The organism is Pseudomonas wadenswilerensis (genome assembly GCF_024749185.1).
Classification (GTDB): Bacteria; Pseudomonadota; Gammaproteobacteria; order Pseudomonadales; family Pseudomonadaceae; genus Aquipseudomonas; species Aquipseudomonas wadenswilerensis.
Genome location: NZ_CP087191.1, coordinates 3,814,702 through 3,841,303 on the forward strand (window position 1 = coordinate 3,814,702; position 26,602 = coordinate 3,841,303).

A 26,602-nucleotide genomic window follows, 5' to 3' on the forward strand; every position below is an offset into this window, starting at 1 on the left:
TCACCGGAGACTGTTGTGCAACGCCTGATCCTCACCGCCCTGTCCGCCGCCGCCCTCGCCGGCTGCGCGACGCCCTCCAAGGAAAGCCTCGACCAGTACATCGGCACCATGCTCGCCCAGCCGCTGTCGACCTACAGCCTGTTTCGTGAAGGCGATGTGCTGAGTTTCCAGGTTAACGTACCGGCCAACAACGGCTTGACTGATCGCAGCTTCCAGCTCGAAGCCTCCTGCGTTGAGCCGAACGTGGCGATCATGTACCTGGACGCCGACCAGCGCGCCTACTTCAAGAACCCCAGCGGCTACGCCCCGCCGCAGCCGATGCCTGATCGCTTCCATGCCATCCTGCTGAACAACCCGAGCTTCGCCGGGGCCTGCAAGACTCAAGCAAAGCCCGACTGGCGCAAGCTTAAAGGTGAAGATGGCGAGCCATGGGTGCTGGTCGACCGCAACAGCATCAACAAGATGGGCAACGACGTCAGCCTGTGGGCCGCCTTCGACCAGCCGAGCATCCTCCTCGACCTGCCATACAACGCGCCCTACGCGCAAAAGCGTGAGCATCATCGCTTCAACTGCAGCGCCGGTACCTACACCCTGCTGGCCGGCTACGATGTCGATGCCAACAACCGGGTCACCGACGGCATGGTCCCGTCACTGCCCAAGCCCGAGCCTGTGGCCGACAGCAACGCCGACTACCAGGCGCTGTTCGCCCTGGCCTGCGCCACGCCGGATAAAGTCGCGCAACTGGCGCCATTCAGCCCGCGCTTCAAGGCACCGATCGTCACGGCTGTGTTGCCGCCGGTCAGCCCGTCGGTGATGGTCGCCCTCGAGCGCCTGCAACTGCCCAAGCCGGCGCAACCGCTCACGTACCTGGATGCCGTCGGCACCTCGACCATAAAAGGCAAGACCTCGCCCATGCGCGAGGAGCAGTTCCTGTCGGTTGATGCCAATAGCCAGCAACTGATGGTGATCCTGCGCGGCAAGGGCTATGAGGCGCAAAAGATCACCTGGCGCGGATTGATCCCGCTGGTGAGCAAGACCGACTTCACCGGCATGAGCGAAAGCAGCGCGCTGACCAGTCTGAGCTTCAAGGGAGACTGGAAGACCATGGCGGTGGGCAGCAAGCTCAGCTATTCACAGCAAGGTGCGACCAACAACAACGTGATCGGCCAGTACGGCAAGGACCTGAAGATCACCGAGTGCACGGTGCAACAGCAACTGCCGGCCAGCACCCTCAACGCCAGCTTGAGCGGCAGCGCCAAGGCGCTGGACTGCAGCGTGCAGGGTGACGAGGATAAACGCGTCAACCACCTGTTCTACCTGGAAGACTACGGCTACTTCTTCAGCGCCAGCATCGACAAGAATACCTTCTACTACAATGATCTGCGCCTGCAGACGGTGAAGTGAACCCTGGGGCCGCTGACGCGGCCCATCGCCGGCAAGCCGGCTCCCACATTGGGTCGGCATGCACCATTGCCTGTGGGAGCTGGCTTGCCAGCGATCGACCGCGAAGCGGTCGCAAACCAGGCGACTCAGTCAAGCAGGCTGTCCCCCCGATTTGCAGCCCCCACGCTTTGGCTGGCAAACTTCGCCCATGCACGATACCCCGCTACAACCCGCTCAGCTCGGCGTCGCCCTGCGTCGCTGGCGCCTGCTGCACCGCATCAAGCAAGCGCATGCCGCACAGCTGTTCGGCGTGGCGCAATCGACTGTCTCGCGCTGGGAAAATGGCAGCCAGGCCATCGAGCCCAACGAACGCGCGCTGATCGAATCCCGGCTCGCCGCGCGCCTTGACGCCCCTGCCGAACAGGCCCTGGCCCGCCTGGTCAACGACAGCCCACGCCCCGTGCACCTGGTCTGCGACCTCAGCCACCGCTTGCTGGCCTGCTCCCCGGCCCGCGCCGCGCAGTTCAGCATCCCGTTGAGCGAGCTGCTCGGTCGTTCGCTGTGGCGCTATTGCAGCGCAGAAATCATCAGCAAGGAGGCGGCCCTCGACAGTCTCGGCTGGCGCGAGGTACTCGCCCCGCCAGCGCTGGAATTCGCCAGCGGCTGCAATGACTCGGCGCTCGTCCCCATCACCCAGAGCCTGTGCCGCTGGACCCGCATCACCCTCTCCGACGGCAGCGCCGCGCGGCTGGTGGAAACCCTCTGATACCCCACGGATTCTTTATCCATGGACGTTTGGCCCTCGCCCTCCTAGGCTTTGCCCCATGCCCACCACCTGGATCGACAACCCCATGAGTAGCACCACCCTCACGGGCCGCCTGGCATTCCTGCGCGAGGCCGAGAAACTCAAGGATGTATTGCGCAGCGCCCATACCTCCAGTGGCCGCCCGGAAAGCACCGCCGAACACAGCTGGCGCCTGTGCCTGATGGCCATCGTCTTCGCCGACCAGTTGCCCGCGCTGGATATGCTCAAGGTGCTCAAGCTCTGCGTCATTCACGACCTGGGCGAAGCCCTGCACGGCGACATCCCCGCGGTCAGCCAGGCTGACCACCCGGATAAGAGCGAACAGGAGCGCGCCGACCTGCTGGAGCTGACCCGTTCACTGGATGCTCCAATACAAGCCGAAATCCTCGCCTTATGGGAAGAGTACGAGCATGCCAGCAGCGAGGAAGCCCTTGCAGTCAAGGCCCTCGACAAGCTGGAGACCCTGCTGCAACACACCCAGGGCGATAACCCGAGCGACTTCGACTACGCCTTCAATCTGGGTTACGGTCGCAAATACACCAACGCCAGCCCACTCTTCCAGAACCTGCGCGCGCTGATTGACGAAGACACCCGCCGCCTTGTCGCCAATACTGGTTCAAACCCCGAGAACGCCATGATCCTGCGCCCCGAAACCCTGGCCGACTGCCCGGCCATCGAACTACTGACCGCTGCCGCCTTTGCGCACGCGCCACACTCGAGCCACACAGAGCATTTCATCGTCAACGCCCTGCGCCGCGCCGGGCAGTTGTCGGTGTCGCTGGTGGCCGAAGAGGCCGGGCACATCATCGGCCATGTGGCCTTGTCGCCGGTGAGCCTGTCCGACGGTTCTACCGGCTGGTATGGCCTGGGCCCGATCTCGGTGGCGCCCGAGCGCCACGGCCAGGGCATCGGCAGCCAGTTGATGCACGCGGCGCTGCAGGCCCTGCAAGCGTTGGGCGCTGCCGGCTGCGTGGTACTGGGCGATCCTGGCTACTACGGGCGCTTCGGCTTTGTTGTGCGCCCGGAGCTGGTATTGCCCGGTGTACCGCCCGAGTATTTCCAGGCCCGGAGCTACACCAGCCGGTGGCCACAGGCCCAGGTCAGCTATCACCCGGCTTTCGAAGCCACGAGTTGATCACAACTGCCGACGGAATGATTTGCACACGCGGCGAACCTTGTACAAAATCGCCGCCTTTGCCTCGAAAGGATGCGTGCAATGAAGTTCGAAGGGACTTTCCAATACATGGGCCAACACGGGATCGTCTTCAACGTCTCGCAGATCACCCTCACCGACAGCGAACGCGGGCGCCTGCGCGAGCTGCATTTTGGCGAAGCGAAAAGCGCCCACTACGAGGTTAACAGCAAGGTTGTCGAGGTCTACGACAAGATGCTGGCCAAGAACCTGCCGTGCACCATGATGATCGGCATCTCCAAGCCGCTGACCCGCCAGCAGGGCGACGTGCTTAACGCCCAGCGCACCAAGATCGCCAACCTCGCCGCCTCGGCCTTCGCCGGCGCCACCAGTTCCGTCGCCTCCCCTTATGTCGGTGTGCCTGTAGGCGCCGGTGTGCGCATGTACGCCAACGAAATCCTGCCCACCTACCATGCCGGCGACGTGCTGGTCAGCATTGAAGCGCGGGTCAACGGCGGCATCGGCCCGCAGAGCACTATCTCGACCCTGATCATCAAGACCTGAGTGGAGCCGCACATGTCCGAGATTACCCAGCTGGTTTTGGCCCTGGTGCTGTTCTTTTTGCTCGATCGCTTTCTCAAGCCCTACCCGCTGCGCAAGTGGCTGGGGGTCGCGCTGGTGGCGGTGGGTGCGGTCGGCTGCGTAGCGGCGAGCCAGACCCGCCTGCTGGGGGCGGACCTGGGGTTGCTGTCGATCTTCGCCGTTGCCCTGGGGGTCGGACTGTTCCTCAAGCGCCGTCGGTTTGAGCAGGTTGGCTGAGGCTTTGTAAGGGCTGATCGCTAATTTGGGATCGGTCCTACCTTCATGTCGGAGTAGTACGACATACGCCCGAAGTTGATTTGGGCATCTTTCCCTGCATGTCGATGAGGTGCGCGTGGCGCGTCTGCATTACACAGGGAAGGTTGTTGTGCAGATCGAAAAAACCTATGAGTACGCCGGAAACTTCGGCATCGTTTTCCACGTTTCGCAACTCGTGGTCATGCCGGATGATCGCGCACGGCTGCGCGAGTTGTATATCAGCGAGGCGAAGGGAGCGCACTACCAAGTCAATACAATGCTGGTGGCGCTCTACGACAGAATGCAGGCCGGCAAGCGTGTCTGTGAGATGAAAGTCGCTATTTCCCAGCCGCTTAATCGGCGTCAAGCCGATAAGTTGAACGACCAGAGAACATATACTTCCGGTACTGTCGGCAGCACTGCAGGGGGGCCTGTCGGCCTGCTTACAAAGGCGATCGTCGGAACAGCCGTTACTGCAATAACCGCTTACTTGGCTAAGCGCAGACTCCCGACTCACCACGCTGGTGACGTAATCATCAGTATCCAGGCATCTGTCAGTGGCGGCACCGGCACTCAGCAGTCAAGCGTTTCGACGATCATCAAGAATCAAGGCTGAAAACACATGTCGGAATTCGGTCAATTTTTTATCGCCTTCGTCTTCTTCGCACTGATTGAGCGCCTGCTCAAACCCTCCAAACTACGAAAATGGCTAAGTTTAACGTTCTTGCTGGGAGGTCTGCTGGGTAGAGTCACGCTGAGCGAAAAAAGTTACTGGGGCGGTTTTGACCTGTATCTGGTTTCGCTTTTTTCAATTGTCGGAGGCCTTGAGTTGTTCTTCAGGCGCAACCGCCACGAAGAGGATGCCTGAGCAGAGCACACATCATGTCTGAAGTTACGCAACTATGTTACGCGTTGATCCTGATCGCATTTCTGGATCACTGCCTGAAACCCTATTTAATTCGTAAATGGCTAGGACTTTCCCTATGCGCTGCCGGCATCACTTTACTGTTTAAACCAGGTGGCACCTATTGGGAGGCTAGGGATCTGTTCCTAGTGCCTTTGCTCGTATTCTGCGCAGGCACGACGCTGATCATCGGACGCCGCAAGTTTCAACCTGACGAATGAGTGAATATTTTCTAGTTGGGGCCTTTGCCATCTTCTCCATCTACGAGAGTCAAGGCTGAAAAGACCATGTCAGAGTCCAATCAACTCTTCCTCGTCCTGGCGTTTTTCATCCTGATAGATCGTCTGATCAAGCCGTACAGGCCGCGAAAATGGCTCGGCCTGACGTTCCTGGGTGGCGGCTTGCTGGGCAGATTAACGTTGACCGAAAGCCATTGGCTTGGCTTTGACTTGCACCTCGTTTCACTCTTTGCCGTTGTCGGCGGGCTGGAGCTGTTCTTCAGACGTCACCGATTCAATCCCGACCTCTGGGCCTGAGCAGGGCATACGCCATGTCTGCAATTACACAACTGTGCTACGTAATGATCCTGATGTCAGTGGTAGACCACTGCCTGAAACCCTACCCGGTCAGAAAGTGGCTGGGGATTTCGCTTTGGGGGGCCGGTACTTATGGTCTCTTCGCCTTTCCTGACAAGTACTGGTACGGGCTGGACATCTGGCTAGTGTCATTGCTCATCTTGAGTTCCGGCTCCAGTTTATTCTTCAGGCGCCGCAGGTTTGACCACCTGGACTGAATGGTTCTTTACCTGCAGCGCTCTGCGCCCTAAGCTGTCCCCTTCACCCATCTCCCCGAGGTATTCGTCCAATGCGCCATTAATGCCGCCGTCTTTGCGACGGCCAGTCTTCAGCCCCTTTCCCGGGGGACGTCGCGGGCATTTTATGGAGCATTCCATGACGAATACGTCGATCCTGACGCTGGACAGCGTCACCCTGGCCTTGCCGGATGGCAGGTTGTTGTTTTCCGATCTTGTCGAGACGTTCGACCAGCGCCGCACCGGCCTGGTCGGGCGCAATGGCGTGGGCAAGTCGCTGCTGGCGCAGATATTGGCCGGGCGGTTGCAGCCCAGCGAAGGACGCTGCCTGCGCGGCGGCCGGGTGCACTATGTGGGTCAGCATCCCACCGCTGCCAATACCACGGTGGCAGATCTGGCCCAGGTGCGCGAGGTGGTCGATGCCCTGCTGCGCATCGAGGCCGGCAGCAGCCAAGCCGCCGACTTCGATACCGTCGGCGAGCGCTGGGACGTCCGCGAACGCCTGCAGGCGCAGCTTGATCAGCATGGTCTGGCGCAACTGAGCTGGGAGCACCGCGCAGCTGTTCTGAGCGGCGGCCAGGCCATGCGCGTGGCGCTGCTCGGGGCCTTTATCGGTGATGCCGATTACCTGATCCTCGACGAACCCAGCAACCATCTGGACGCCGCCAGCCGCGAGACACTGATGACCCTGCTCGAGGGCTGGAACAAGGGCCTGCTGGTGATCAGCCATGACCGCGCACTGCTTGAACGCATGGAGCGCATCGTCGAACTCTCGCCCCTGGGCCTGAGCAGCTACGGCGGCAATTACAGCTTCTATGCCGAGCGTAAAGTCGAGCAGACCGGGCAGGCCGAACGCACGCTCGAACGCCTCAAGCTCGAACGCCAACGCCAGGCCCGCGAACTGCAACAACAGCGCGAGCGCCTGGAGCGCCAGCAGTCGCGGGCCAGCAAGGCGGCGCGCTCGGCCAATCAGGCGAAGATCCTCCTCGACCGCAAGCAGGAGCGCAGCGAGAGCACCGCCGGCAAGCAGCAACGTGACCATCAGGTGGCGCGCCAGGCCCTGAACGCACAGGTGCGCGACGCTGCACAGCAGGTTGAAACTTGCAGCCCGATCGTGATCCATGCGCCCGCGCCACAGCAGCCGATTGGCAGCCAGGTGGTGGTGCTCACGGACCTGCAGTTGCCCTTCGCCCGCCAAGGCCCGCTCAATGCCCGCCTGTACAGCGGTGAACGCGTGGGCCTGAGCGGTGCCAATGGCAGCGGCAAATCAACCTTGCTCAAGGTGCTGGCGAGTCAATTGGCACCAGCCGCAGGCCAGTGTGAGGTACGCGGGGAAGCCGCCTTGCTCGACCAGCACTGCAGCCTGCTGCCCGCCGAACAATCGGTGCTCGATTACCTGCGCAGCGCCACCGGCAATCCGGATGAGAGCCTCCTGCGCACCCGCCTGGCGCAACTGGGCCTGGGCGCTGAGCGCGTCACCTTGCCCAGCGGCGTGCTCAGCGGCGGCGAACGGCTCAAGGCAACACTGGCCGGGGTGCTGTACCGCGACACCCCGGTCCAGTTGTTATTGCTCGACGAGCCGAGCAACCACCTCGACCTGCCCTCCCTCGCCGCCCTGGAAGCCATGCTGCGCCAGTATCGCGGGACCTTGCTGGTGGCGTCCCATGACCGGGTGTTCATGCAGCAACTGGCGCTGGACGGCTACCTGCAGTTGGGCGAAGGCTCAGAACTGCACATCCGCCGTTGATTGCAGGCTGGTAAAGGCGCCGCCCAGGGTCAGGTTGTGGTGGGCGATGATCGCCTCGGCCGGCAAGCCGGGCGTGTCCATGCAGGTGTGGGCATCGCTGACCAGTACCACGTTGAAGCCCAGTTCACGGGCAACCCGGCAGTTGGTGTCGACGCAGTACTGGGTCTTGAGGCCGACGATGACCAGCTCATCAATGGCGGCCTCTCGTAACTGGTCCGCCAGCGACGTGGCAAAGAAGGCGCTGGGGCGGGCCTTGTCGAACACGATGTCGCGTGCAGGATCGACCGCCAGCGCGGGCAACAGTTGCCACGCGGGGCTGCCTGCGGCAATTGGCGACCCCTCGGGGCCGGTGTGGCGAACCGCAAAAACGGGGGCGTGGGCGGCGTGGGCGGCAGCGATCAGGGTGTTGACCCTGTTCAACACCTGCTCACCCTGCCAGGGCTGTTCGGGGCCATGGAACAAACCCACCTGCATATCCAGGACCAGCAGTGCGCGTTTTGCGTGCATCTTCATCTCTCCGTGATTGGCCAGCCCGGACGGAGAAAAGACAAGGCCCCGTCCATTGCTGGCGGGGCCTTGGTTTACCTGCTGCCTAAGGTTAAGCAGCCGTACCCGCCCCGCGTATAGCGGTGGTAGTGGTACGCGACGAGGTCAGCAGGCAAAGCTTCATGCTTCGATAATGCGCCCGGACTGTGGAACGGTCAATGCCTGTCGCGCCAGGCAGCGGCAAAGATTTTCCCTGCGACCAAGGTCCAATCTATGACTGGGCGTTCCCGATCTGCACGGGATGTATTATCGTGGCCAAGTGCGCAATAAGAACCGCCTGCCAGAGCAGGCATCTGCAACCGAATCGAGGGTGCCATGAGTAACGAAAGCATTAACTGGGACAAGCTGGGCTTCGACTACATCAAGACCGACAAGCGCTACCTGTCCTATTTCCGTAACGGCGAGTGGGACAAGGGCACCCTGACCGAAGACAACCAGCTGCACATCAGCGAAGGCTCGACCGCGCTGCATTATGGCCAGCAATGCTTCGAGGGGATGAAAGCCTACCGCTGCAAGGACGGCTCGATCAACCTGTTCCGCCCGGACCAGAACGCCCTGCGCATGCAGCGCAGCTGCGACCGCCTGCTGATGCCGCAGGTGCCGACCGAACAGTTCATCGACGCCTGCAAGCAGGTGGTCAAGGCCAACGAGCGTTTCATTCCGCCGTACGGCAAGGGTGCGCTGTACCTGCGACCGTTCGTCATCGGCGTGGGTGACAACATTGGCGTGCGGACCGCGCCGGAGTTCATCTTCTCGATCTTCGCCATCCCGGTCGGCTCGTACTTCAAGGGCGGCATGACCCCGCACAAGTTCCTGATCTCCGACTACGACCGCGCCGCGCCACAAGGCACCGGCGCTGCCAAGGTGGGCGGCAACTACGCGGCCAGCCTGCAACCGGGCTACAAGGCCAAGCAAGCCGGCTTTGCCGACTGCATCTACCTTGACCCGCTGACCCACACCAAGATCGAGGAAGTCGGCTCGGCCAACTTCTTTGGTATCACCGCCAACAACGAGTTCATCACGCCGAAGTCCGCTTCCGTGCTGCCGGGCATCACCCGCCTGTCGCTGATGGAACTGGCGCAATCGCGCCTGGGCCTGAAGGTCATCGAAGGCGACGTGCTGATCAACAACCTGGACCGCTTCGTCGAGGCTGGCGCCTGCGGTACCGCCGCGGTGATCACCCCGATCGGCGGCATCCAGTACGGCGACAAGCTGCACGTGTTCTACAGCGAAAGCGAAGTCGGCCCGGTCACCCAGAAGCTCTACAACGAGCTGACCGGCATCCAGAGCGGCGACATCGAAGGCCCGGCGGGCTGGGTTGTGAAAGTCGCCTGACCTGCAACAGGGGCCGCGTTGCGGCCCATCGCCGGCAACGCCGGCTCCCACAGGGGTCGGTGCAGGCCGGCCCATTGTGGTCCCTCTCCTAGATGAATTTTTCTTTAACCCGGGCACCGCCTATTCTTTGGCACAATCAAGTCTCTACCCGCCGCCCAGGTAAAAGCATGCCCCGCGTACTGACTATCGAAGACGACGCTGTCACCGCCCAGGAAATCGTCGCCGAACTTTCCAGCCATGGCCTGGAAGTGGAATGGGCCGACAACGGCCGTGAAGGCCTGGCCAAGGCCATTGCCGGCGGCTACGACCTGATCACCCTGGACCGGATGCTCCCGGAGGTCGACGGCCTGACCATCGTCACGACCCTGCGCACCCTGAAGATCGCCACGCCAATCCTGATGATCAGCGCCCTGTCGGATGTCGACGAACGGGTCCGCGGCCTGCGCGCCGGCGGTGATGACTACCTGACCAAACCGTTCGCCTCCGATGAAATGGCCGCCCGCGTCGAGGTGCTGCTGCGGCGTAACAGCGTGCCCCTGGCACAGACCCGCCTGCAAGTCGCCGACCTTGAACTGGACCTGATCAGCCACGAGGCCAAGCGCGGCGAGCAGACCCTCAACCTGCTGCCCACCGAGTACAAGCTGCTGGAATTCCTCATGCGTCATGCCGGTCAGGTGATTACCCGGATGATGATTTTCGAGGAGGTCTGGGGCTATCACTTCGACCCGGGCACCAACCTGATCGACGTGCACATCGGACGCTTGCGCAAGAAGATCGACGCCGCTGGCCAGACTCCGCTGATTCGCACCGTGCGGGGCTCGGGCTATGCCATTGCCGAACCCGTCTAAGGGCTGGAGCTCGTCCACCAGCCGCCTGCTGGCGCTGTACAGCTTCCTGTTCGTGGCCTGGAGCAGCATCCTCATGGGGGTGCTGTACTTCGAGGTCTCGGGCTACCTGAACAAGCTCACCCGCCATTCCTTGCTGCAGCGCCAGCACCTGTTCGCGCACATGAGCGGCAAGCAGCTCGATGATGCATTGATTGCCAGCCAGGCCTTTGAGGAGCGCAGTTTCGATGCCTATGGCCTGTTCGACGGGCAGTTCAATCCGCTCGGCGGGCAGATCCGCCAGGTGCCGCCCGAGCTGGGCCTGGATGGCAAGATTCATGAACTGAGCCGTTGCCTGGACGCCGACGACCCGCACCTGCCCCGCGACAGCTGCGATGCGGTGGCGATCAAGGTCCGCGATGGCCGCTGGCTGCTGCTGGTGCGCGACAACGGCTCGCTGTTCGTGGTCACCCGGATCATCCTCCACGCGCTGCTCTGGGGCCTGTCGCTGACCATCATCCCCGGCATCGCCGGCTGGTACCTGCTGCGCCGCAGGCCGCTCAAGCGTATCCGCGCGATCCAGGCCAGCGCCGAGCAGATCGTTGCCGGCGACCTGACCCGGCGCCTGCCGCTGTCGGCGCGGCGCGACGAACTGGACATGCTGGCGGCCATCGTCAACGCCATGCTCGATCGCATCGAGCGCCTGATGCATGAAGTCAAAGGCGTGTGCGACAACATCGCCCACGACCTGCGTACCCCGCTGACCCGCCTGCGCGCCCAGCTCTACCGCATTCGCCAGCAGGCCGGCGATGACTCGCCGCAGGCCGAAGCGCTGGAGCAGGCGATTGGCGAAACCGACACCTTGATGGCGCGTTTTCGCGGCTTGCTGCGCATCAGTGAACTGGAAGACCGCCAGCGCCGTGCAGGCTTCGTCGAGCTTGACCCCCACGGGCTGCTGCAGGAACTGCATGACTTCTACCTGCCCCTGGCCGAAGACGGCGAGATCGACCTGACCCTGGAGATGCCCGAACAGCTACCGGCGCTGCATGGCGACCGCGAGCTGCTGTTCGAGGCACTGGCCAACCTGGTGGGCAATGCCATCAAGTTCACGCCAGAGCAGGGCCAGGTGCTGATGCGGGCGCTGAGCGATGCCAAGGGTGTGCATATCGAGGTGCACGACAGCGGCCCGGGGATTCCCGAGAACGAGCGTGGGGCGGTGTTGAAGCGCTTTTATCGCAGCGAGGAAGGCCAGCGCCACCCGGGGTTCGGGCTGGGGTTGTCGATCGTTGCGGCGATCGTCGACCTGCATGGCTTTGAGCTGGAGGTGGGAGGGAGTGAGCTGGGTGGGGCGAAACTGGTGTTGCACTGCAGGACGGGTGTCGTGAGTTAGGGGCTCATCGCGGGGCAAGCCCGCTCCCACAGAGGATTGCAGTCTTCTGTGGGAGCGGGCTTGCCCCGCGATTGCTTAGTCAGCCAAGCGCCAGGTCGTGCCGCCCTTGCCGTCTTCCAGCACCACGCCCATGGCGGTCAGCTGGTCGCGGATGCGGTCGGACTCGGCCCAGTTCTTGTCGGCACGCGCTTGCAGGCGCGCCTGGATCAGGGCTTCAACCTCGGCAGCATCGACCTTGCCTTCGGCACCGGCACGCAGGAAGTCATCAGCTTCCAGTTGCAGTACACCCAGCAGATCACCCAGCTCACGCAGACGGCCAGCCAGGCCAGCAGCGGCCTGTGGATCGCTCTCGCGCAGGCGGTTGATCTCGCGCACCAGGTCGAACAGCACGGCGCAGGCTTCGGGGGTGCCGAAATCGTCGTTCATCGCCGCCGTGAAGCGCTCGACGTACTCTTCGCCACCCTTGGCCGCCACTCGCGGCAGGCCGCGCAGGGCGTGGTAGAAACGCTCCAAGGCACCCTTGGACTCACGCAGGCTGTCTTCGGAGTAGTTGATCGAGCTGCGGTAGTGGCTCGACACCAGCAGGTAGCGCACCACCTCCGGGTGATACTTGTCGAGCACGTCGCGAATGGTGAAGAAGTTGTTCAAGGACTTGGACATCTTCTCGCCATTGATGCGAATCATGCCGCAGTGCATCCACGAGTTGGCGTACTGCTTGCCGGTCGCGGCCTCGCTCTGGGCGATTTCGTTCTCGTGGTGCGGGAACTCCAGGTCGTTGCCACCGCCGTGGATGTCGAAGCTCTCGCCCAGGCAGCAGGTGGACATCACCGAGCACTCGATGTGCCAGCCCGGACGGCCCGGACCCCAGGGCGACTCCCAGCTCGGCTCGCCCGGCTTGACGCCCTTCCAGAGGACGAAGTCGAGCGGGTCCTGCTTGGCTTCGTCGACCTCGATGCGGGCACCGATGCGCAGGTCTTCGATCTTCTTGCGCGACAGCTTGCCGTAGCCGACGAACTTGCCGACCCGGTAGTACACGTCGCCGTTGCCCGGCGCGTAGGCATACCCTTTGTCGATCAGGGTCTGGATCATCGCGTGCATGCCGGCGATATGGTCGGTGGCACGCGGCTCCTGGTCCGGCGGCAGGATGTTCAGGCGGCGCTCGTCTTCGTGCATCGCGTCGATCATGCGGGCGGTCAGGGCGTCGAAGGATTCGCCGTTCTCGTTGGCCCGGTTGATGATCTTGTCATCGATGTCGGTGATGTTGCGCACGTAGGTCAGGTCGTAGCCGCTGTAACGCAGCCAGCGGGTCACCAGGTCGAAGGCGACCATGCTGCGCCCGTGGCCCAGGTGGCAGAAGTCGTAGACGGTCATGCCGCAGACGTACATCCGTACCTTGTTGCCTTCAAGCGGTTTGAAGACTTCCTTGGTCTTGCTGAGCGTGTTGTAGATGGTAAGCACAAGAGTTCCTTAGCTGCCCCACGAATCGCGCAGGGTCACGGTGCGGTTGAACACCGGGCGACCCGGCTGGGAGTCTTTCAGGTCGGCGCTGAAGTAGCCTTCGCGCTCGAACTGGAAGCGGTCTTCTGGCTGGGCCTGGCCCAGGGAAGGTTCCGCACGACAACCGGTCAGCACCTGCAGCGAATCAGGATTGATGTTGTCAAGGAAGTTGCCGCCATCTTCGGTCTTCTCGGGGTTGGCCGAGCGGAACAGGCGGTCGTACAGACGCACTTCGCATTCGACGCTGGCGTCGGCCGGCACCCAGTGGATCACGCCCTTGACCTTGCGGCCCTCGGGGTTCTTGCCCAGGGTGTCCGGGTCGTACGAGCAGCGCAGCTCGACGATGTTGCCGTCGGCGTCCTTGATCGCCTCGTCGGCGCGGATCACGTAGCTGCCGCGCAGGCGCACTTCACCGGCCGGCTCCAGGCGCTTGTAGCCCTTTGGCGGCTCTTCCATGAAGTCGTCGCGGTCGATGTAGATCTCGCGGGCGAATGGCAGCGCGCGCACGCCCATGTCTTCTTTCGGGTGGCGCGGCAGTTCGAGGTTCTCGACCTGGCCTTCAGGGTAGTTGGTAATGACCACTTTCAGCGGGCGCAGCACGCACATGGCGCGTGGCGCAGTGCGGTCGAGGTCGTCACGGATGCTGAATTCGAGCATCGACATGTCGACCACGCCGTCGGAGCGGTTGGTGCCGACCATTTCGCAGAAGTTGCGGATCGACGCCGGGGTGTAACCACGGCGGCGGAAGCCCGACAGGGTCGACATGCGCGGGTCGTCCCAGCCGTTGACGTGCTGCTCGTCGACCAGTTGCTTGAGCTTGCGCTTGCTGGTGATGGTGTAGTTCAGGTTCAGGCGGCTGAACTCGTACTGGCGCGGCTTGGCCGGCACCGGCAGGTTGTCGAGGAACCATTCGTACAGCGGGCGATGGCCTTCGAATTCGAGGGTGCAGATCGAGTGGGTGATGCCTTCGATGGCGTCCGACTGACCGTGGGTGAAGTCGTAGTTCGGATAGATGCACCACGCGTCACCGGTCTGGTGATGGTGGGCATGACGGATGCGGTAGAGGATCGGGTCGCGCAGGTTCATGTTCGGCGAGGCCATGTCGATCTTGGCCCGCAGCACGCGCTCGCCGTCCTTGAACTCGCCGGCTTTCATGCGCGCGAACAGGTCGAGGTTCTCGTCAACCGAACGCTCGCGGAACGGGCTGTTCTTGCCAGGCGTGGTCAGGTTGCCACGGTATTCCTTGGCCTGTTCCGGGGTCAGGTCGCAAACATAGGCCTTGCCGGCCTTGATCAGCTCGACCGCCCAGTCGTGCAGCTGGTCGAAGTATTGCGAAGCGTAGCGCACCGGGCCGGTCCACTCGAAGCCCAGCCACTTGATGTCGCTCTGGATCGCGTCGATGTACTCCTGGTCCTCTTTGGCCGGGTTGGTGTCATCGAAACGCAGGTGACAGGCCCCGCCGAATTCCTGGGCCAGGCCGAAGTTCACGCAGATCGACTTGGCATGGCCGATGTGCAGGTAACCGTTGGGCTCTGGCGGGAAACGGGTGACGATGCTGCTGTGCTTGCCCGAGTCCAGGTCTGCCTGCACGATCGGACGCAGGAAGTTCGCAGGGATGGCGGGAGCGCCTTTGGCAGCGGCGTTGGGAGCGGTGTCGGCAGTGGGCTTGCTCATAGGATCCTTGAATACGGGGTGCACGGCCTGGGTAGGCCGACTGAATCAAAGCGCTTATCATAGCCGAAGCGGTCGAGCTGCCGACAGCATCGCGCCGACAAACTGGCGCGATATTCGCCGGCGAATGCAAAAAAACTGCCGCGAACCACGTATCGCGGGCTGTAGACTGTGCGTCAGGTGTGTATCGCGATACTGCGCGAACTATTTTCCAATGCCTTGAATAGCGAGAATTTGAGCATGACCCAAGTCAAATTGACTACCAATCACGGCGACATCGTCATCGAACTGAACGCCGAGAAAGCCCCGATCACCGTGGCCAACTTCATCGAATACGTTAACGCTGGCCACTACAGCAACACTGTATTCCACCGCGTCATTGGTAACTTCATGATCCAGGGCGGCGGTTTCGAGCCAGGCATGAAAGAGAAGAAAGACAAGCGTCCAAGCATCCAGAACGAAGCCGACAACGGTCTGAGCAACGACAAGTACACCATTGCCATGGCCCGCACCATGGAGCCGCATTCGGCTTCGGCACAGTTCTTCATCAACGTCGCCGACAACAGCTTCCTCAACCACAGCGGCAAGAACGTGCAGGGTTGGGGCTATGCAGTGTTCGGTAAAGTTACCGAAGGCACCGACGTTGTCGACAAGATCAAAGCCGTTGCCACCGGTTCCAAGTCCGGTCACCAGGACGTGCCGAAGGACGACGTGATCATCGAGAAAGCCGAGATCATTGAGTGATACTGCTGATCTCTGATCTGCACCTGCAAGAAGAACGCCCGGACATTACCCGGGCGTTTGTTGATCTGCTCGACGGTCGTGCGCGGCACGCCGAGGCGCTGTACATCCTCGGTGATTTCTTCGAGGCGTGGATCGGCGACGACGCCATGACGCCCTTCCAGACTTCGATTTGCCAAGCCCTGCGCGCCTTGAGCGACAGCGGCACGCAGGTCTTCCTGATGCACGGTAACCGCGACTTCCTGCTTGGCCAGGCCTTTTGCAAGGCCGCGGGCTGCACCCTGCTGGCTGACCCCAGCGTGGTCGAGATGGGCGGTGAGCCGGTGTTGCTGATGCACGGCGACAGCCTGTGCACCCGCGACCTGGCCTACATGAAAATGCGCCGTTACCTGCGCAATCCGCTGAGCCTGTGGATTCTCCGGCACCTGCCGCTGAGCACCCGCCAGAAGCTTGCGCGCAAGCTGCGCAGCGAAAGCCGAGCGCAGACGCGGATGAAGGCCAACGACATTGTCGATGTGACCGCGGAGGAAGTGCCGCGGATCATGCAGCAGTTCGGCGTGCGCACCCTGGTGCATGGCCATACCCATCGCCCGGCGATTCACAAGCTGGTGGTCGGCGATCAACCGGCGCGGCGTATCGTGCTGGGAGATTGGGACCGGCAAGGCTGGGCGTTGCAGGTGGATGAGCAAGGGTTTCAGTTGCAGCCTTTTGCTTTTCCCTGATTGAAGGCCCTGCGGGCCTTATCGCTGGCAAGGCCAGCTCCCACAAGGGGCCTGTGCATACAGTTCCTGTGGGAGCCGGCCTTGCCGGCGATGCTTTTACTTCAATGCCCCGCCGACGCCGGCCCGGCCTTGGCCGCGAACGGCGGCTTGGCCAGCCATACCAGCAGAACCAGGCCAGCGAAAATCCAGCCCATCAGGGTGAAGTAATCCACCGTCGACATCATGTACGCCTGACTGCTGAGCATTCGCTCCAGCTGCGCATACGACTGCCCGTTCGCCCCGCCCAGCTGGTTCAGCGCCTCACGGGTGGCCGGATCAAAGGTGCTGATGTTCTCGCTGAGGTAGGCATGATGCTGGTCCGCCCGGCGAATCCAGATCCAGGTAGTCAGCGACGCGGCAAAACTGCCGCCCAGGGTCCGCAGGAAAGTCGCCAGCCCCGAGCCATCGGCAATCTGCTGCGGCGGCAGGTCGGAAAGCAGGATGCTCAGGGTCGGCATGAAGAACAGCGCCACGCCGATACCCATGAACAACTGCACCAGGGCGATGTGCTGAAAGTCGACTTCGTTGGTAAAGCCGGCGCGCATGAAGCAACTGGTGCCAATCGCCAGGAATGCCAGCCCCGCCAGCAAGCGCAGGTCGAACTTGTGCGCGTACTTGCCGACAAACGGCGACATCAGCACCGGCAACAGGCCGATCGGCGCCACCGCCAGGCCCGCCCAGGTGGCGGTGTAGCCCATCTGCGTCTGCAGCCACTGCGGCAGGATCAGGTTGATGCCGAAGAACCCGGCATAACCGCCGACCAGCACGATGGTGCCGATGCGAAAGTTGCGGTGCACGAACAGGCGCAGGTTGACCACCGGGTGCTTGTCGGTCAGTTCCCAGATGATGAACACCGCCAGGAACACCACCGAGATCAGGCTGCCGATGACGATGAAATTCGACTCGAACCAGTCCAGGTCATTGCCCTTGTCCAGCACGATCTGCAAGGCCCCGACGCCGATGATCAGGCTCAACAGGCCGATATAGTCCATCGGCTGACGGCTGGTGCTGACCGGGCGGCTGCGCATCTGCTGGCGCACCACGACAGCCGCGAACAGGCCGATCGGCACGTTGATGAAGAAAATCCACGGCCAGCTGTAGCTGTCGGTGATCCAGCCACCGAGAATCGGCCCGGCAATCGGCGCCACCACCGTGACCATCGCCAATAGCGCGAGTGCCATGCCACGTTTCGCCGGCGGATAGACCGCGATCAGCAGGGTCTGGGTCATCGGATAAAGAGGCCCGGCAACAATCCCCTGGAGCACGCGAAAGCCGACCAGCTCAGGCATCGACTGGGCGATGCCGCACAGGAACGAGGCCAGCACGAACAGCAGCGTGGCCCAGATGAACAGCTTGACCTCACCGAAGCGCCGGCTCAGCCAGCCGGTCAGCGGCAAGGCAATGGCATTGCTCACCGCAAACGAGGTGATGACCCAGGTGCCCTGCTCCGAACTCACGCCGAGGTTGCCGGAAATGGTCGGCAACGCCACGTTGGCGATGGTGGTGTCGAGCACCTGCATAAAGGTCGCCAGCGACAGGCCGATGGTGGTCAGCAACAGGCTCGGCGGTGTAAAGGAAGCCTGATTGCCGCTCATCGCTGCGCCGTCTTGCTAGAGCCTGCACTGTTGTCATGGATCAGCTTGCTGATCAGGGTATCGGCCTCGACCAGCTGACGGTCGTACACCTGGGTGGCGAACGAAGCCTTCTGCGGCGGCTGCTGGGCCAGGACCGGGCCGCTCTGGTCGTGCAGGTCGACTTCGACCTGGGTCGACAGGCCGATGCGCAGCGGGTGCTTGGCCAGTTGTTCGGCATTGATATGGATGCGCACCGGCACCCGCTGGACGATCTTGATCCAGTTGCCGGTGGCGTTCTGCGCCGGCAGCAGGGCGAAGGCGCTGCCGGTACCGGCGCCGAGGCTGTCGATGGTGCCGCTGTACTTGACGTCGCTGCCGTACAGGTCGGCAACAATATCCACAGGCTGGCCAATGCGCATGTTGCGCAGCTGGGTTTCCTTGAAGTTGGCGTCGATCCACAGCTGGTCCAGGGGGATCACCGCCATGGTCGCGGTGCCCGGCTGCAGGCGCTGGCCCAGTTGCACGGTGCGCTTGGCCACGTAGCCCGTGACCGGCGCCACCAGGGTGGTGCGGGCGTTGTTCAGATAGGCCTGGCGCAGTTCAGCGGCAGCGGCCATCACCTCGGGGTGCGACGACACCACGGTGTCATCGACCAGCGCGGTAGTGGTGTTGAGTTGCTGCCTGGCATTGCTCAGCGCACTCTGCGCCGATGACAGGTCGTCACGGGCGTGGGACAGCTCCTCCTGGGAGATGGCCCCGCCGGCGGCGAGGGTCTTGCGTCGATTGAAGTTTTCCTGGGCCTTGCTCAGCTCGGCCTGACGCGCCGCCACCTGGGCTTTCATGCCGTCGACATTGCTGTACAAGCCGCGCACCTGGCGTACGGCGCGGGCCAACTTGGCTTCGGCGGCCTGCAGGCCGACCTCGGCATCGCTGGGGTCGAATTCGAGCAGCACCTGGCCTTCGTGGACCAGGTCGCCATCGTCAGCGCCGATGCTGACTACGGTGCCGGTAACCAGCGGAGTGATTTCCACCACGTTGCCGTTTACATAGGCATCGTCGGTCTCTTCGCTCCAGCGCCCGTAGAGCTCGTGCCAGGCCCAGACCGCGCCGCCAGCGACGACGATCAGCAGCGCAAGGGCCAGCAGCCAGGTCTTGCGCTTGCGCTGGTTGTCGAGGTCCTGCGTGGTGTCATCCGCAGAAGAAGTAGTGGCCATTGCTAATTCCTTGGCTTAGTGAATACGTGAAGTCGAAGGCAGCGCGGCTGCCTGGGTGTCGCCCTGGAAACCACCACCCAGGGCTTGCATCAGCTGGATCGACATGTCGATCTGTTCGGCATTGAGCTCGGCCAGTTGGCGCTGGGCCTGGAGCAGCTGCTGCTCGACGCTGAGTACATCGAGGTAGTTGCCGATGCCGGAGCCGTAGCGCTGCATCACCGTGTCGTAGGACTGCTGGGCGATGTCGGTGGCGTGCTGCTTGGCGACGATCTGCCGGCCCAGGGCATGCAACTGGTCAATGCTGTCGCTGACCTCGCCGAGGGCACTGACCAGGCGTTTGTTGTACTGGGCCACGGCCAGGTCGTAGTCGGCGTCGCGGGCATCGAGGTCGGCGCGCAGGCGGCCTCCATCGAAGATCGGCAGCGACACCGCCGGGGCAATATTGAAGAAGCGGCTCGGCGCACCGAAGATCGCATCGCCCAACAGCGCCTGAGTGCCAGCGGCGGCACTGAGGTTGAGGTTGGGGTAGAAGCGGGTCTTGCTGGCGTCGATCTCCTTGCTTGCCGCCTCGACCCGCCAGCGTGCGGCCACCAGGTCCGGGCGACGCCCGAGCAGCTCGGCCGGCAAGGCTGAAGGCAAGGCCACGGCGCCAGGCTTGAGCACGGCCGGGCGGCTGATCTGGCCACCGCGATCCGGGCCTTTGCCAAGCAGTACCGCCAGGGCGATCTGGGCGCTGCGCAGTTGTTTCCCGGCGTTGATCGCCTGCTCTTCGGAGCTGGCCGCCAGGCTTTCGGTCTGCTGGTACTGGTAGGTACTGTCGATGCCCGAGGCCAGGCGGCGCTGGCCCAGTTCGAGCATCTGCCGGGTGCGCTTGAGGTCGTCCTGGGTCAGGTCATGGACGATATAGGCCTGGCCCAGCTGGCTGTAGGCGCGGGCGACATCGGCAGCGAGGGTCAGGCTCGCGGCCTGGCGGTCGATCTCGGCGGCGCGGGCTTCGCCCAGGGCAGCTTCCCAGGCATCACGCTGGCCACCCCAGAGGTCGAAGGTGTAATTGAAGTCGACACCGAGGCTGCGCAGGGTCGAGTAGCTGCCGCCCTGCCCGCTCGGGTCCTGGTCGCGAGCCAGGCGCGAACGGCTGACGCTGGCCTCGGCATCCAGGGTCGGCGTGCGTGCAGCATCGGCGGCATAGGCCGCAGCGTTGGCCTGGTGGGCACGGGCGCTGGCGATCTGCATATCAGGGCTGTCCTGCAGGGCTTCACGGATCAGGCCGTCGAGCTGTGGATCGCCCAACTGGGTCCACCAGTCGCTTTTCGGCCAGGCGGCGGGCGACAGTTTGACGCCGTTCAGGGTCTGCGCGGCGTTCAACCCTGCAGCGTTAATGCTGCTGGCTTCGGTGTGCAGGCCACGGTAGCTGGCGCAACCGGCCAGGGTCAGGGCCAGCACCAGCAGGCTCAGGCCGGCACGCAAGGGTCTGGCGCTCATTTGGCACCTACACGCATGGCCGTCAGGGTGTCGCCGGAAGCCAGCAGCACCTTGGTCAGGATGGCTTCGAGGGTAGCCAGCTCGCTCGGCTCGAGCACGCCCACCAGCTCGTTCATCGCTGCTGCGCCGATCTGCGGCAACTGGTCGGCGAGCTTCTGGCCGTCTTCGCTCAGTTCCAGACGAATTTGCCGACGGTCGTCAGGGCAACGGCGGCGGATGATCAGGTCTTTCTGTTCGAGACGGTCGAGCATGCGCGTCATCGAACCGCTGTCTACCGACAGGTAGCGACACAGCTCGGCCGGGGTGTCGACGCCGTACTGGGCGACGATGATCAGCACCTTGAACTGCGCAGCGGTAACGCCGTAGGGCTGCATGTGGCTGTCGATGATGCGGTCTTTGACCAGCGCGGCGCGGCCCAGAAGCATGCCGAGGGTGCAGTTCTGGAAGTTTTCCGGGGTGTAATGCTGCATGGACGGAGATACCTGCTTAGGCAGTAAGTTACACAATGTTACTGCTTAGGCAGCTAACGTCAAGGCATTAATTAGCTTGCTTATTATTTTCACGACAAAAGGGGCTGCGTCGCAGCCCATCGCCGGCAACGCCTGCTCCCACAGTGGTTCAGTGCACGCAGCACTATTGTGGGAGCTGGCGTTGCCAGCGATGGGCTGCAAGGCAGCCCCCATTCAAAGCAGGTCAGTCAGGCAGGCACGCCACTGTGAAAGCGAAACTCTTCATCCGGGCTGCTGATCAGTTCGGCCTCGACCGCCCTGACCTTCTCCACCACCCGTTCGATATCCGCCGCATCACCGTACTGATGGGCGAGCTTCAGGTAACCCTGGTAATGCCGCGCCTCGCTGTTGAGCAGGCCGTGATAGAACTTGCCCAGCTCTTCGTCCAGGTGCGGCACCAGTGCGGCAAAGCGCTCGCAACTGCGCGCTTCAATAAAGGCACCGACGACCAGGGTGTCCACCAGTTTCACCGGCTCATGGGTCCGCACCACCCGGCGCAGGCCCGAGGCATAGCGCCCGGCCGACAACGGACGCAGGGCAATCTTGCGCCGTTTCATCAGGCGCAGCACCTGCTCGTGGTGCACCAGCTCTTCACGGGCCAGGCGCGACATCATGTTGATCAGGTCCAGGTGCGTGTTGTACTTGGCCATCAAGCTCAGCGCGGTGCTGGCGGCCTTGAACTCGCAGTTCTTGTGATCGATCAGCAGGGTCTCCTGGTCGGCAAGCGCCGCCTGGACCCAGGCGTCAGGGGTACGGCAACCAAGGAAGGCTTCGATTTCGGGAATAAGGGACATAGGCTCACAAACAGGCAGGGCAAACGGCAAGACCGGCGATTATACCGGCAGCAGCGCCGATCACCAGTGAACTATGCTTGATACATATCAACGCCCATTGCAGTTGGCGCCGACTATAGTCAGGCATTGGCCGCCATTTATGAAGGGAGTTCACGCTCATGCTAGAAGTACGCAGCATCCTGGTGGTACTTGATCCCGAACACGCGCACAGCCGGGCGCTGACCCGGGCCAAACTGATCGCCGGGGTCACCGGCGCGCGCCTGCACCTGCTGATGTGCGACAAGAGACAGGACCACAGCGCGCTGCTCAGCCTGCTGGCCAGCCAGCTGCATGATGACGGCTACGATAACGTGACCCATGAGCAGGCCTGGCACGACTCCCTGCACGAGTCGATCATCGACGTGCAGCAGGCCGAAGGCTGCGAGCTGGTGATCAAGGAACATCGCCCGGACAACCCGCTCAAGCGCGCCCTGCTCACCCCCAGCGACTGGAAGCTGCTGCGCCAGTGCCCGTGCGCGGTGCTGATGGTCAAGACCGAGCGGCCGTGGACTGGCGGAGTGATCCTCGCCGCGGTGGATGTCGGCAACCACGACGAGGCCCATCGCCTGCTGCACACCAGCATCATCGACCATGGCTACGCGATTACCAGCCTGGCCAAGGGCGAGCTGCATGTGATCAGCGCCCATCCGTCGCCGATGCTGTCAGCGGCAGACCCGGTGTACCAGCTCAAGGACACCATCGAACGCAAGTACCGCGAGGAATGCGCGGCGTTCCAGGCCGAGTTCGACATCAGCGATGAGCACCTGCATGTCGCCGAAGGCCCGGCGGATGTGCTGATCCCCTATACGGCGAGCAAGTACGACGCGGTGGTGACGGTGATCGGTACCGTGGCCCGTACCGGGATTTCCGGCGCGCTGATCGGCAACACCGCCGAGGTGGTGCTGGATGCGCTGGAGTGCGATGTGCTGGTGCTCAAGACCGAGGAAGTTAAGGTGCACCTGACGGAACTGGCACAAAGCTGAGGGCCTCATCGCTGGCAAGCCAGCTCCCACAGGGATTGCATGCACTGATCTTGTGGGAGCTGGCTTGCCAGCGATGGGCTGCAAAGCAGCCCCGGCTTTTAGCCCAAGGCATCCTTGAGAAACCCCGGCGCGATATAGCGCTGGTAATGGGCCTCGGACAGCAAGAAGAATTCCCGATCAATGGCATCGCGCAACTCGGGCAGTTCCCAGTCACGAAACTCCGGCAACAACACCATGCCGTAAGCCTCCAGCTCACGGATCACCCGCGCCCCGCGGGCAATCAGTTGATACGCCCAGCAATATTCGGACTGGTGCGGCACGAAGCGGATCTTGCGCAGCTCCAGTTGCTCGCGCAGGCGCGTGGCATCAAAGACTTCAAGTTTGGCCACCATGACCTGCACCAGCAATTGCTCCAGGCGCAGCCACACCGCACGCTTTTCGTCTTCGTTGTAGCCGTTCCAGTTGATCACTTCATGGTGAAAACGCTTGCAGCCACGGCACACCAAGTCCCCGTAAACCGTGGAGCAGAGGCCGACACAAGGCGTTTTAATTGACTGATTGGACATGAAAAAATCGACAGTTTGGCGGTGGAACAGGCTGCCATGTTAGCCCTTTGTCTAACGAGGGTCACCCGCTAAAGTCATCCAGCGCGCCTTACCTTTATCGACTTTTTACCGTAGAATCATCCGGCCTTTTTAAGGCAGCAATGTCCGTTAGAAGCTGTTTTCAAAGCGTCACGAGCACAGTTCATCCGGTAGAACGGCGTTGGCCCGGGATATTCGTCAAGCGCATGTCCCGCGCCAGCCCTCATCAGCCTCCGTTCTACAGGCGTAAAACTTTGAAAGCAGCTTCTGTAAGGATTTCCTGCAACCCTGGCTACGCGGCCCAAGAAGCCGTATTGCGCACGGGTGCCGGAATTTCTGGATGAGCGTCCCGGACACCCATTTGGGACCACTGATGAGGGTAATAACTGTGCTTGAAGCCTACCGCAAACACATCGAAGAGCGTGCCGCCCAGGGTATCGTGCCCCAGCCGCTTAACGCCGAACAAACCGCAGGCCTGGTCGAGCTGCTGAAGAATCCCCCTGCTGGCGAAGAAGCAGTCCTCGTCGACCTGATCACCAACCGCGTTCCACCAGGAGTGGACGAAGCCGCCTACGTCAAGGCCGGCTTCCTTTCCGCCGTCGCCAAAGGCGAAGCCAACTCCCCGCTGATCGACAAGAAGCGCGCCGTTGAGCTGCTGGGCACCATGCAGGGCGGCTACAACATCGCCACCATGGTCGAGCTGCTGGACAACGCCGAACTGGCCCCTGTCGCCGCCGAACAGCTCAAGCACACCCTGCTGATGTTCGATGCGTTCCACGACGTCGCCGAAAAAGCCAAGGCGGGCAATGCCCACGCCAAGGCCGTGCTGGATTCCTGGGCCGCCGGTGAGTGGTTCACCAGCAAGCCAGCCATCGCTGACAAGTACAGCCTGACCGTGTTCAAGGTCCCTGGCGAAACCAACACCGACGACCTGTCCCCTGCCCCGGACGCCTGGTCGCGCCCAGACATCCCGCTGCACGCCCTGGCCATGCTGAAAATGGCCCGTGACGGCATCGTGCCTGAGCAACAAGGCGCCATCGGCCCGCTCAAGCAGATCGAAGAAGTCAAAGCCAAGGGCTTCCCGGTTGCCTACGTCGGCGACGTGGTCGGTACCGGTTCTTCGCGTAAGTCCGCGACCAACTCGGTACTGTGGTTCTTCGGCGACGACATCCCGTACGTACCGAACAAGCGTGCTGGCGGCTTCTGCTTCGGCTCGAAAATCGCCCCGATCTTCTACAACACCATGGAAGACGCCGGCGCCCTGCCGATCGAGTTCGACGTGTCGAACCTGAACATGGGCGACGTCATCGACGTCTACCCGCACGCCGGCAAAGTCTGCAAGCACGGCACCGAAGACGTCATCACCACCTTCGAACTGAAGACCCCGGTGCTGCTCGACGAAGTCCGCGCTGGCGGCCGTATCCCGCTGATCGTCGGCCGTGGCCTGACCGAGAAAGCCCGTGCCGAGCTGGGCCTGGGCCCAACCGACCTGTTCAAGCTGCCTGAAGCACCTGTCGACACCGGCAAGGGCTACACCCTGGCACAGAAGATGGTCGGTAAAGCCTGCGGCCTGCCGGAAGGCAAAGGCGTGCGTCCAGGCACCTACTGCGAACCGAAGATGACCACCGTCGGCTCCCAGGACACCACTGGCCCGATGACCCGCGACGAGCTGAAAGACCTGGCGTGCCTGGGCTTCTCCGCCGACCTGGTCATGCAGTCGTTCTGCCACACCGCGGCCTATCCGAAGCCGATCGACGTCACCACCCACCACACCCTGCCGGATTTCATCCGCACCCGTGGCGGCGTGTCCCTGCGTCCAGGCGACGGCATCATCCACAGCTGGCTGAACCGCATGCTGCTGCCGGACACCGTCGGTACCGGTGGTGACTCGCACACCCGCTTCCCGATCGGCATCTCGTTCCCGGCCGGTTCCGGCCTGGTCGCCTTCGCCGCTGCCACCGGCGTCATGCCGCTGGACATGCCGGAGTCGGTACTGGTGCGCTTCAAGGGCAAACTGCAACCGGGCATCACCCTGCGTGACCTGGTCCACGCCATCCCTTACTACGGCATCCAGAAAGGCCTGCTGACCGTCGAGAAGAAAGGCAAGATCAACGCCTTCTCCGGCCGCATCCTGGAAATCGAAGGCCTGGACGAGCTGACCGTCGAGCAAGCGTTCGAACTGTCTGACGCCTCGGCTGAACGTTCGGCTGCCGGTTGCACCATCAAGCTGCCAGAAAAAGCCGTTGCCGAGTACCTGAAGTCGAACATCACCCTGCTGCGCTGGATGATCAGCGAAGGCTACGGCGATGCCCGCACCATGGAACGTCGCGCCCAAGCGATGGAAGCCTGGCTGGCCAACCCGCAGCTGCTGGCTGCCGACAAGGACGCCGAATACGCCGAGATCATCGAGATCGACCTGGCCGACGTCAAAGAGCCTGTGCTCTGCGCCCCGAACGACCCGGACGACGCCCGTCTGCTCTCCTCCGTACAGGGCGAGAAGATCGACGAAGTGTTCATCGGTTCGTGCATGACCAACATTGGTCACTTCCGCGCTGCCGGCAAGCTGCTGGACAAGGTCAAAGGCTCGATCCCGACCCGTCTGTGGCTGTCGCCGCCAACCAAGATGGACGCTCACCAGCTGACCGAAGAAGGCTACTACGGCATCTACGGCAAGGCTGGCGCGCGCATGGAAATGCCGGGCTGCTCGCTGTGCATGGGTAACCAGGCACGTGTTGCAGCGAACTCGACCGTTGTGTCGACTTCGACCCGTAACTTCCCGAACCGTCTGGGTGATGGTGCCAACGTCTACCTGGCGTCTGCCGAGCTGGCCGCTGTTGCCTCGATCCTGGGCAAGCTGCCAACCGTCGAAGAGTATATGGAGTACGCGAAGAACATCGACAGCATGGCTGCCGACGTTTACCGCTACCTGAGCTTCGACCAGATCGCCGAGTTCCGTGAAGCGGCTGCGAACGCCAAGATCCCGGTTGTTCAAGCGTAAGCTGACTTAGCGTGAAAAAAAGCCCCGCCAATTGGCGGGGC

Annotated in this window: 26 protein-coding genes and 1 pseudogene; 18 read left to right on the forward strand and 9 right to left on the reverse strand. The window is 62.6% G+C overall.

All coding sequences use genetic code 11. The features are described 5' to 3' along the window. Nucleotides 1-15: 15 nt before the first annotated feature. The 11 genes and pseudogenes from LOY45_RS17430 (at nt 16) to LOY45_RS17480 (ending at nt 7,619) form a co-directional block, all read left to right on the forward strand. Complete coding sequence (locus LOY45_RS17430) at nt 16-1,404, forward strand: hypothetical protein (protein ID WP_115086217.1); 1,389 nt, start codon at nt 16-18, stop codon at nt 1,402-1,404. Between the two features lie 187 nt (nt 1,405-1,591). Next, entirely contained in the window at nt 1,592-2,149 is a 558-nt protein-coding gene (locus LOY45_RS17435; RefSeq protein WP_134062013.1) for a helix-turn-helix domain-containing protein, read from the forward strand. An 85-nt stretch (nt 2,150-2,234) separates the two neighbouring features. Beyond that, nucleotides 2,235-2,795 (forward strand): annotated as a pseudogene (locus LOY45_RS17440) (HD domain-containing protein); the annotation flags it as partial. Nucleotides 2,796-2,822: 27 nt separating this feature from the next. Continuing rightward, the gene (locus LOY45_RS17445) at nt 2,823-3,323 is read left to right on the forward strand and encodes a GNAT family N-acetyltransferase (RefSeq protein ID WP_233674668.1); all 501 of its coding nucleotides are present in this window, start codon (nt 2,823-2,825) and stop codon (nt 3,321-3,323) included. A gap of 81 nt (nt 3,324-3,404) precedes the next feature. Continuing rightward, entirely contained in the window at nt 3,405-3,884 is a 480-nt protein-coding gene (locus LOY45_RS17450) for a hypothetical protein (protein ID WP_115086215.1), read from the forward strand. Between the two features lie 12 nt (nt 3,885-3,896). Continuing rightward, nucleotides 3,897-4,139 (forward strand): hypothetical protein, encoded by a 243-nt coding sequence (locus LOY45_RS17455; protein WP_115086214.1) that lies wholly within the window; start codon nt 3,897-3,899, stop codon nt 4,137-4,139. Between the two features lie 115 nt (nt 4,140-4,254). Continuing rightward, the gene (locus tag LOY45_RS17460; protein WP_258578103.1) at nt 4,255-4,773 is read left to right on the forward strand and encodes a hypothetical protein; all 519 of its coding nucleotides are present in this window, start codon (nt 4,255-4,257) and stop codon (nt 4,771-4,773) included. Between the two features lie 6 nt (nt 4,774-4,779). Then, the gene (locus LOY45_RS17465) at nt 4,780-5,025 is read left to right on the forward strand and encodes a hypothetical protein (protein ID WP_115086213.1); all 246 of its coding nucleotides are present in this window, start codon (nt 4,780-4,782) and stop codon (nt 5,023-5,025) included. A gap of 14 nt (nt 5,026-5,039) precedes the next feature. Further along, on the forward strand, nt 5,040-5,282 hold the full coding sequence (locus tag LOY45_RS17470) for a hypothetical protein (RefSeq protein WP_148708526.1): 243 nt from the start codon (nt 5,040-5,042) through the stop codon (nt 5,280-5,282). Nucleotides 5,283-5,348: 66 nt separating this feature from the next. Further along, complete coding sequence (locus LOY45_RS17475) at nt 5,349-5,597, forward strand: hypothetical protein (RefSeq protein WP_115086212.1); 249 nt, start codon at nt 5,349-5,351, stop codon at nt 5,595-5,597. Nucleotides 5,598-6,011: 414 nt separating this feature from the next. Next, nucleotides 6,012-7,619 carry an ABC-F family ATP-binding cassette domain-containing protein gene (locus tag LOY45_RS17480; protein ID WP_115086210.1) on the forward strand — a complete coding sequence of 536 codons (1,608 nt, stop codon included), beginning with the start codon at nt 6,012-6,014 and terminating at the stop codon, nt 7,617-7,619. Here LOY45_RS17480 and LOY45_RS17485 read toward each other — a convergent pair. Beyond that, on the reverse strand, nt 7,596-8,132 hold the full coding sequence (locus LOY45_RS17485; RefSeq protein ID WP_115086209.1) for a cysteine hydrolase family protein: 537 nt from the start codon (nt 8,130-8,132) through the stop codon (nt 7,596-7,598). The two genes, LOY45_RS17480 and LOY45_RS17485, sit on opposite strands and share 24 nt — an antisense overlap. A gap of 348 nt (nt 8,133-8,480) precedes the next feature. On the opposite strand from LOY45_RS17485, the gene LOY45_RS17490 reads away from it, so the two are divergent. From LOY45_RS17490 to LOY45_RS17500, 3 genes are all read left to right on the forward strand, one after another. Beyond that, complete coding sequence (locus tag LOY45_RS17490) at nt 8,481-9,500, forward strand: branched-chain amino acid aminotransferase (protein WP_115086208.1); 1,020 nt, start codon at nt 8,481-8,483, stop codon at nt 9,498-9,500. A 167-nt stretch (nt 9,501-9,667) separates the two neighbouring features. Beyond that, nucleotides 9,668-10,348, forward strand: a complete 681-nt coding sequence (locus tag LOY45_RS17495) for a response regulator transcription factor (RefSeq protein WP_115086207.1) — start codon at nt 9,668-9,670, stop codon at nt 10,346-10,348. Then, nucleotides 10,326-11,714 (forward strand): sensor histidine kinase, encoded by a 1,389-nt coding sequence (locus LOY45_RS17500; RefSeq protein WP_134061995.1) that lies wholly within the window; start codon nt 10,326-10,328, stop codon nt 11,712-11,714. The genes LOY45_RS17495 and LOY45_RS17500 overlap by 23 nt, the downstream gene beginning before the upstream one ends. 75 nt (nt 11,715-11,789) lie before the next feature. Here the strand turns inward: LOY45_RS17500 and cysS are convergent, their stop codons facing one another. Both cysS and LOY45_RS17510 read right to left on the reverse strand, forming a co-directional pair. Then, the gene (gene cysS / locus LOY45_RS17505) at nt 11,790-13,172 is read right to left on the reverse strand and encodes a cysteine--tRNA ligase (protein WP_258578104.1); all 1,383 of its coding nucleotides are present in this window, start codon (nt 13,170-13,172) and stop codon (nt 11,790-11,792) included. A 9-nt stretch (nt 13,173-13,181) separates the two neighbouring features. Further along, nucleotides 13,182-14,885 carry a glutamine--tRNA ligase/YqeY domain fusion protein gene (locus LOY45_RS17510; protein ID WP_115086204.1) on the reverse strand — a complete coding sequence of 568 codons (1,704 nt, stop codon included), beginning with the start codon at nt 14,883-14,885 and terminating at the stop codon, nt 13,182-13,184. 237 nt (nt 14,886-15,122) lie between these two features. Between LOY45_RS17510 and LOY45_RS17515 the strand changes: the two genes are divergently transcribed. Beyond that, nucleotides 15,123-15,626 carry a peptidylprolyl isomerase gene (locus tag LOY45_RS17515; protein ID WP_115086203.1) on the forward strand — a complete coding sequence of 168 codons (504 nt, stop codon included), beginning with the start codon at nt 15,123-15,125 and terminating at the stop codon, nt 15,624-15,626. After that, nucleotides 15,623-16,345 carry a UDP-2,3-diacylglucosamine diphosphatase gene (gene lpxH / locus LOY45_RS17520; RefSeq protein ID WP_036996340.1) on the forward strand — a complete coding sequence of 241 codons (723 nt, stop codon included), beginning with the start codon at nt 15,623-15,625 and terminating at the stop codon, nt 16,343-16,345. Before LOY45_RS17515 ends, lpxH begins: the two co-directional genes overlap by 4 nt. Nucleotides 16,346-16,446: 101 nt before the next feature. On the opposite strand, the gene LOY45_RS17525 is transcribed toward lpxH, so the two are convergent. The 5 genes from LOY45_RS17525 to LOY45_RS17545 all read right to left on the reverse strand — a co-directional run bounded on the left by LOY45_RS17525 (nt 16,447) and on the right by LOY45_RS17545 (nt 21,957). Continuing rightward, on the reverse strand, nt 16,447-17,979 hold the full coding sequence (locus LOY45_RS17525) for a DHA2 family efflux MFS transporter permease subunit (RefSeq protein WP_233674666.1): 1,533 nt from the start codon (nt 17,977-17,979) through the stop codon (nt 16,447-16,449). Further along, nucleotides 17,976-19,172 carry an HlyD/EmrA/EmrK family protein gene (locus tag LOY45_RS17530; RefSeq protein ID WP_115086201.1) on the reverse strand — a complete coding sequence of 399 codons (1,197 nt, stop codon included), beginning with the start codon at nt 19,170-19,172 and terminating at the stop codon, nt 17,976-17,978. Before LOY45_RS17530 ends, LOY45_RS17525 begins: the two co-directional genes overlap by 4 nt. 15 nt (nt 19,173-19,187) lie before the next feature. After that, on the reverse strand, nt 19,188-20,654 hold the full coding sequence (locus tag LOY45_RS17535; protein ID WP_258578106.1) for an efflux transporter outer membrane subunit: 1,467 nt from the start codon (nt 20,652-20,654) through the stop codon (nt 19,188-19,190). Further along, nucleotides 20,651-21,124 carry a MarR family winged helix-turn-helix transcriptional regulator gene (locus LOY45_RS17540; RefSeq protein ID WP_115086199.1) on the reverse strand — a complete coding sequence of 158 codons (474 nt, stop codon included), beginning with the start codon at nt 21,122-21,124 and terminating at the stop codon, nt 20,651-20,653. Before LOY45_RS17540 ends, LOY45_RS17535 begins: the two co-directional genes overlap by 4 nt. Before the next feature lie 227 nt (nt 21,125-21,351). After that, complete coding sequence (locus LOY45_RS17545; RefSeq protein ID WP_115086198.1) at nt 21,352-21,957, reverse strand: MiaE family protein; 606 nt, start codon at nt 21,955-21,957, stop codon at nt 21,352-21,354. Nucleotides 21,958-22,115: 158 nt separating this feature from the next. Here LOY45_RS17545 and LOY45_RS17550 point away from each other — a divergent pair, with 158 nt between their 5' ends. Then, nucleotides 22,116-22,979, forward strand: a complete 864-nt coding sequence (locus LOY45_RS17550; RefSeq protein ID WP_134061981.1) for a universal stress protein — start codon at nt 22,116-22,118, stop codon at nt 22,977-22,979. Nucleotides 22,980-23,077: 98 nt separating this feature from the next. Here the strand turns inward: LOY45_RS17550 and LOY45_RS17555 are convergent, their stop codons facing one another. Next, nucleotides 23,078-23,545 carry a DUF1289 domain-containing protein gene (locus LOY45_RS17555; protein WP_134061979.1) on the reverse strand — a complete coding sequence of 156 codons (468 nt, stop codon included), beginning with the start codon at nt 23,543-23,545 and terminating at the stop codon, nt 23,078-23,080. Nucleotides 23,546-23,951: 406 nt separating this feature from the next. On the opposite strand from LOY45_RS17555, the gene acnB reads away from it, so the two are divergent. Continuing rightward, complete coding sequence (acnB, locus tag LOY45_RS17560; RefSeq protein ID WP_166675671.1) at nt 23,952-26,561, forward strand: bifunctional aconitate hydratase 2/2-methylisocitrate dehydratase; 2,610 nt, start codon at nt 23,952-23,954, stop codon at nt 26,559-26,561. Nucleotides 26,562-26,602 lie beyond the last annotated feature (41 nt).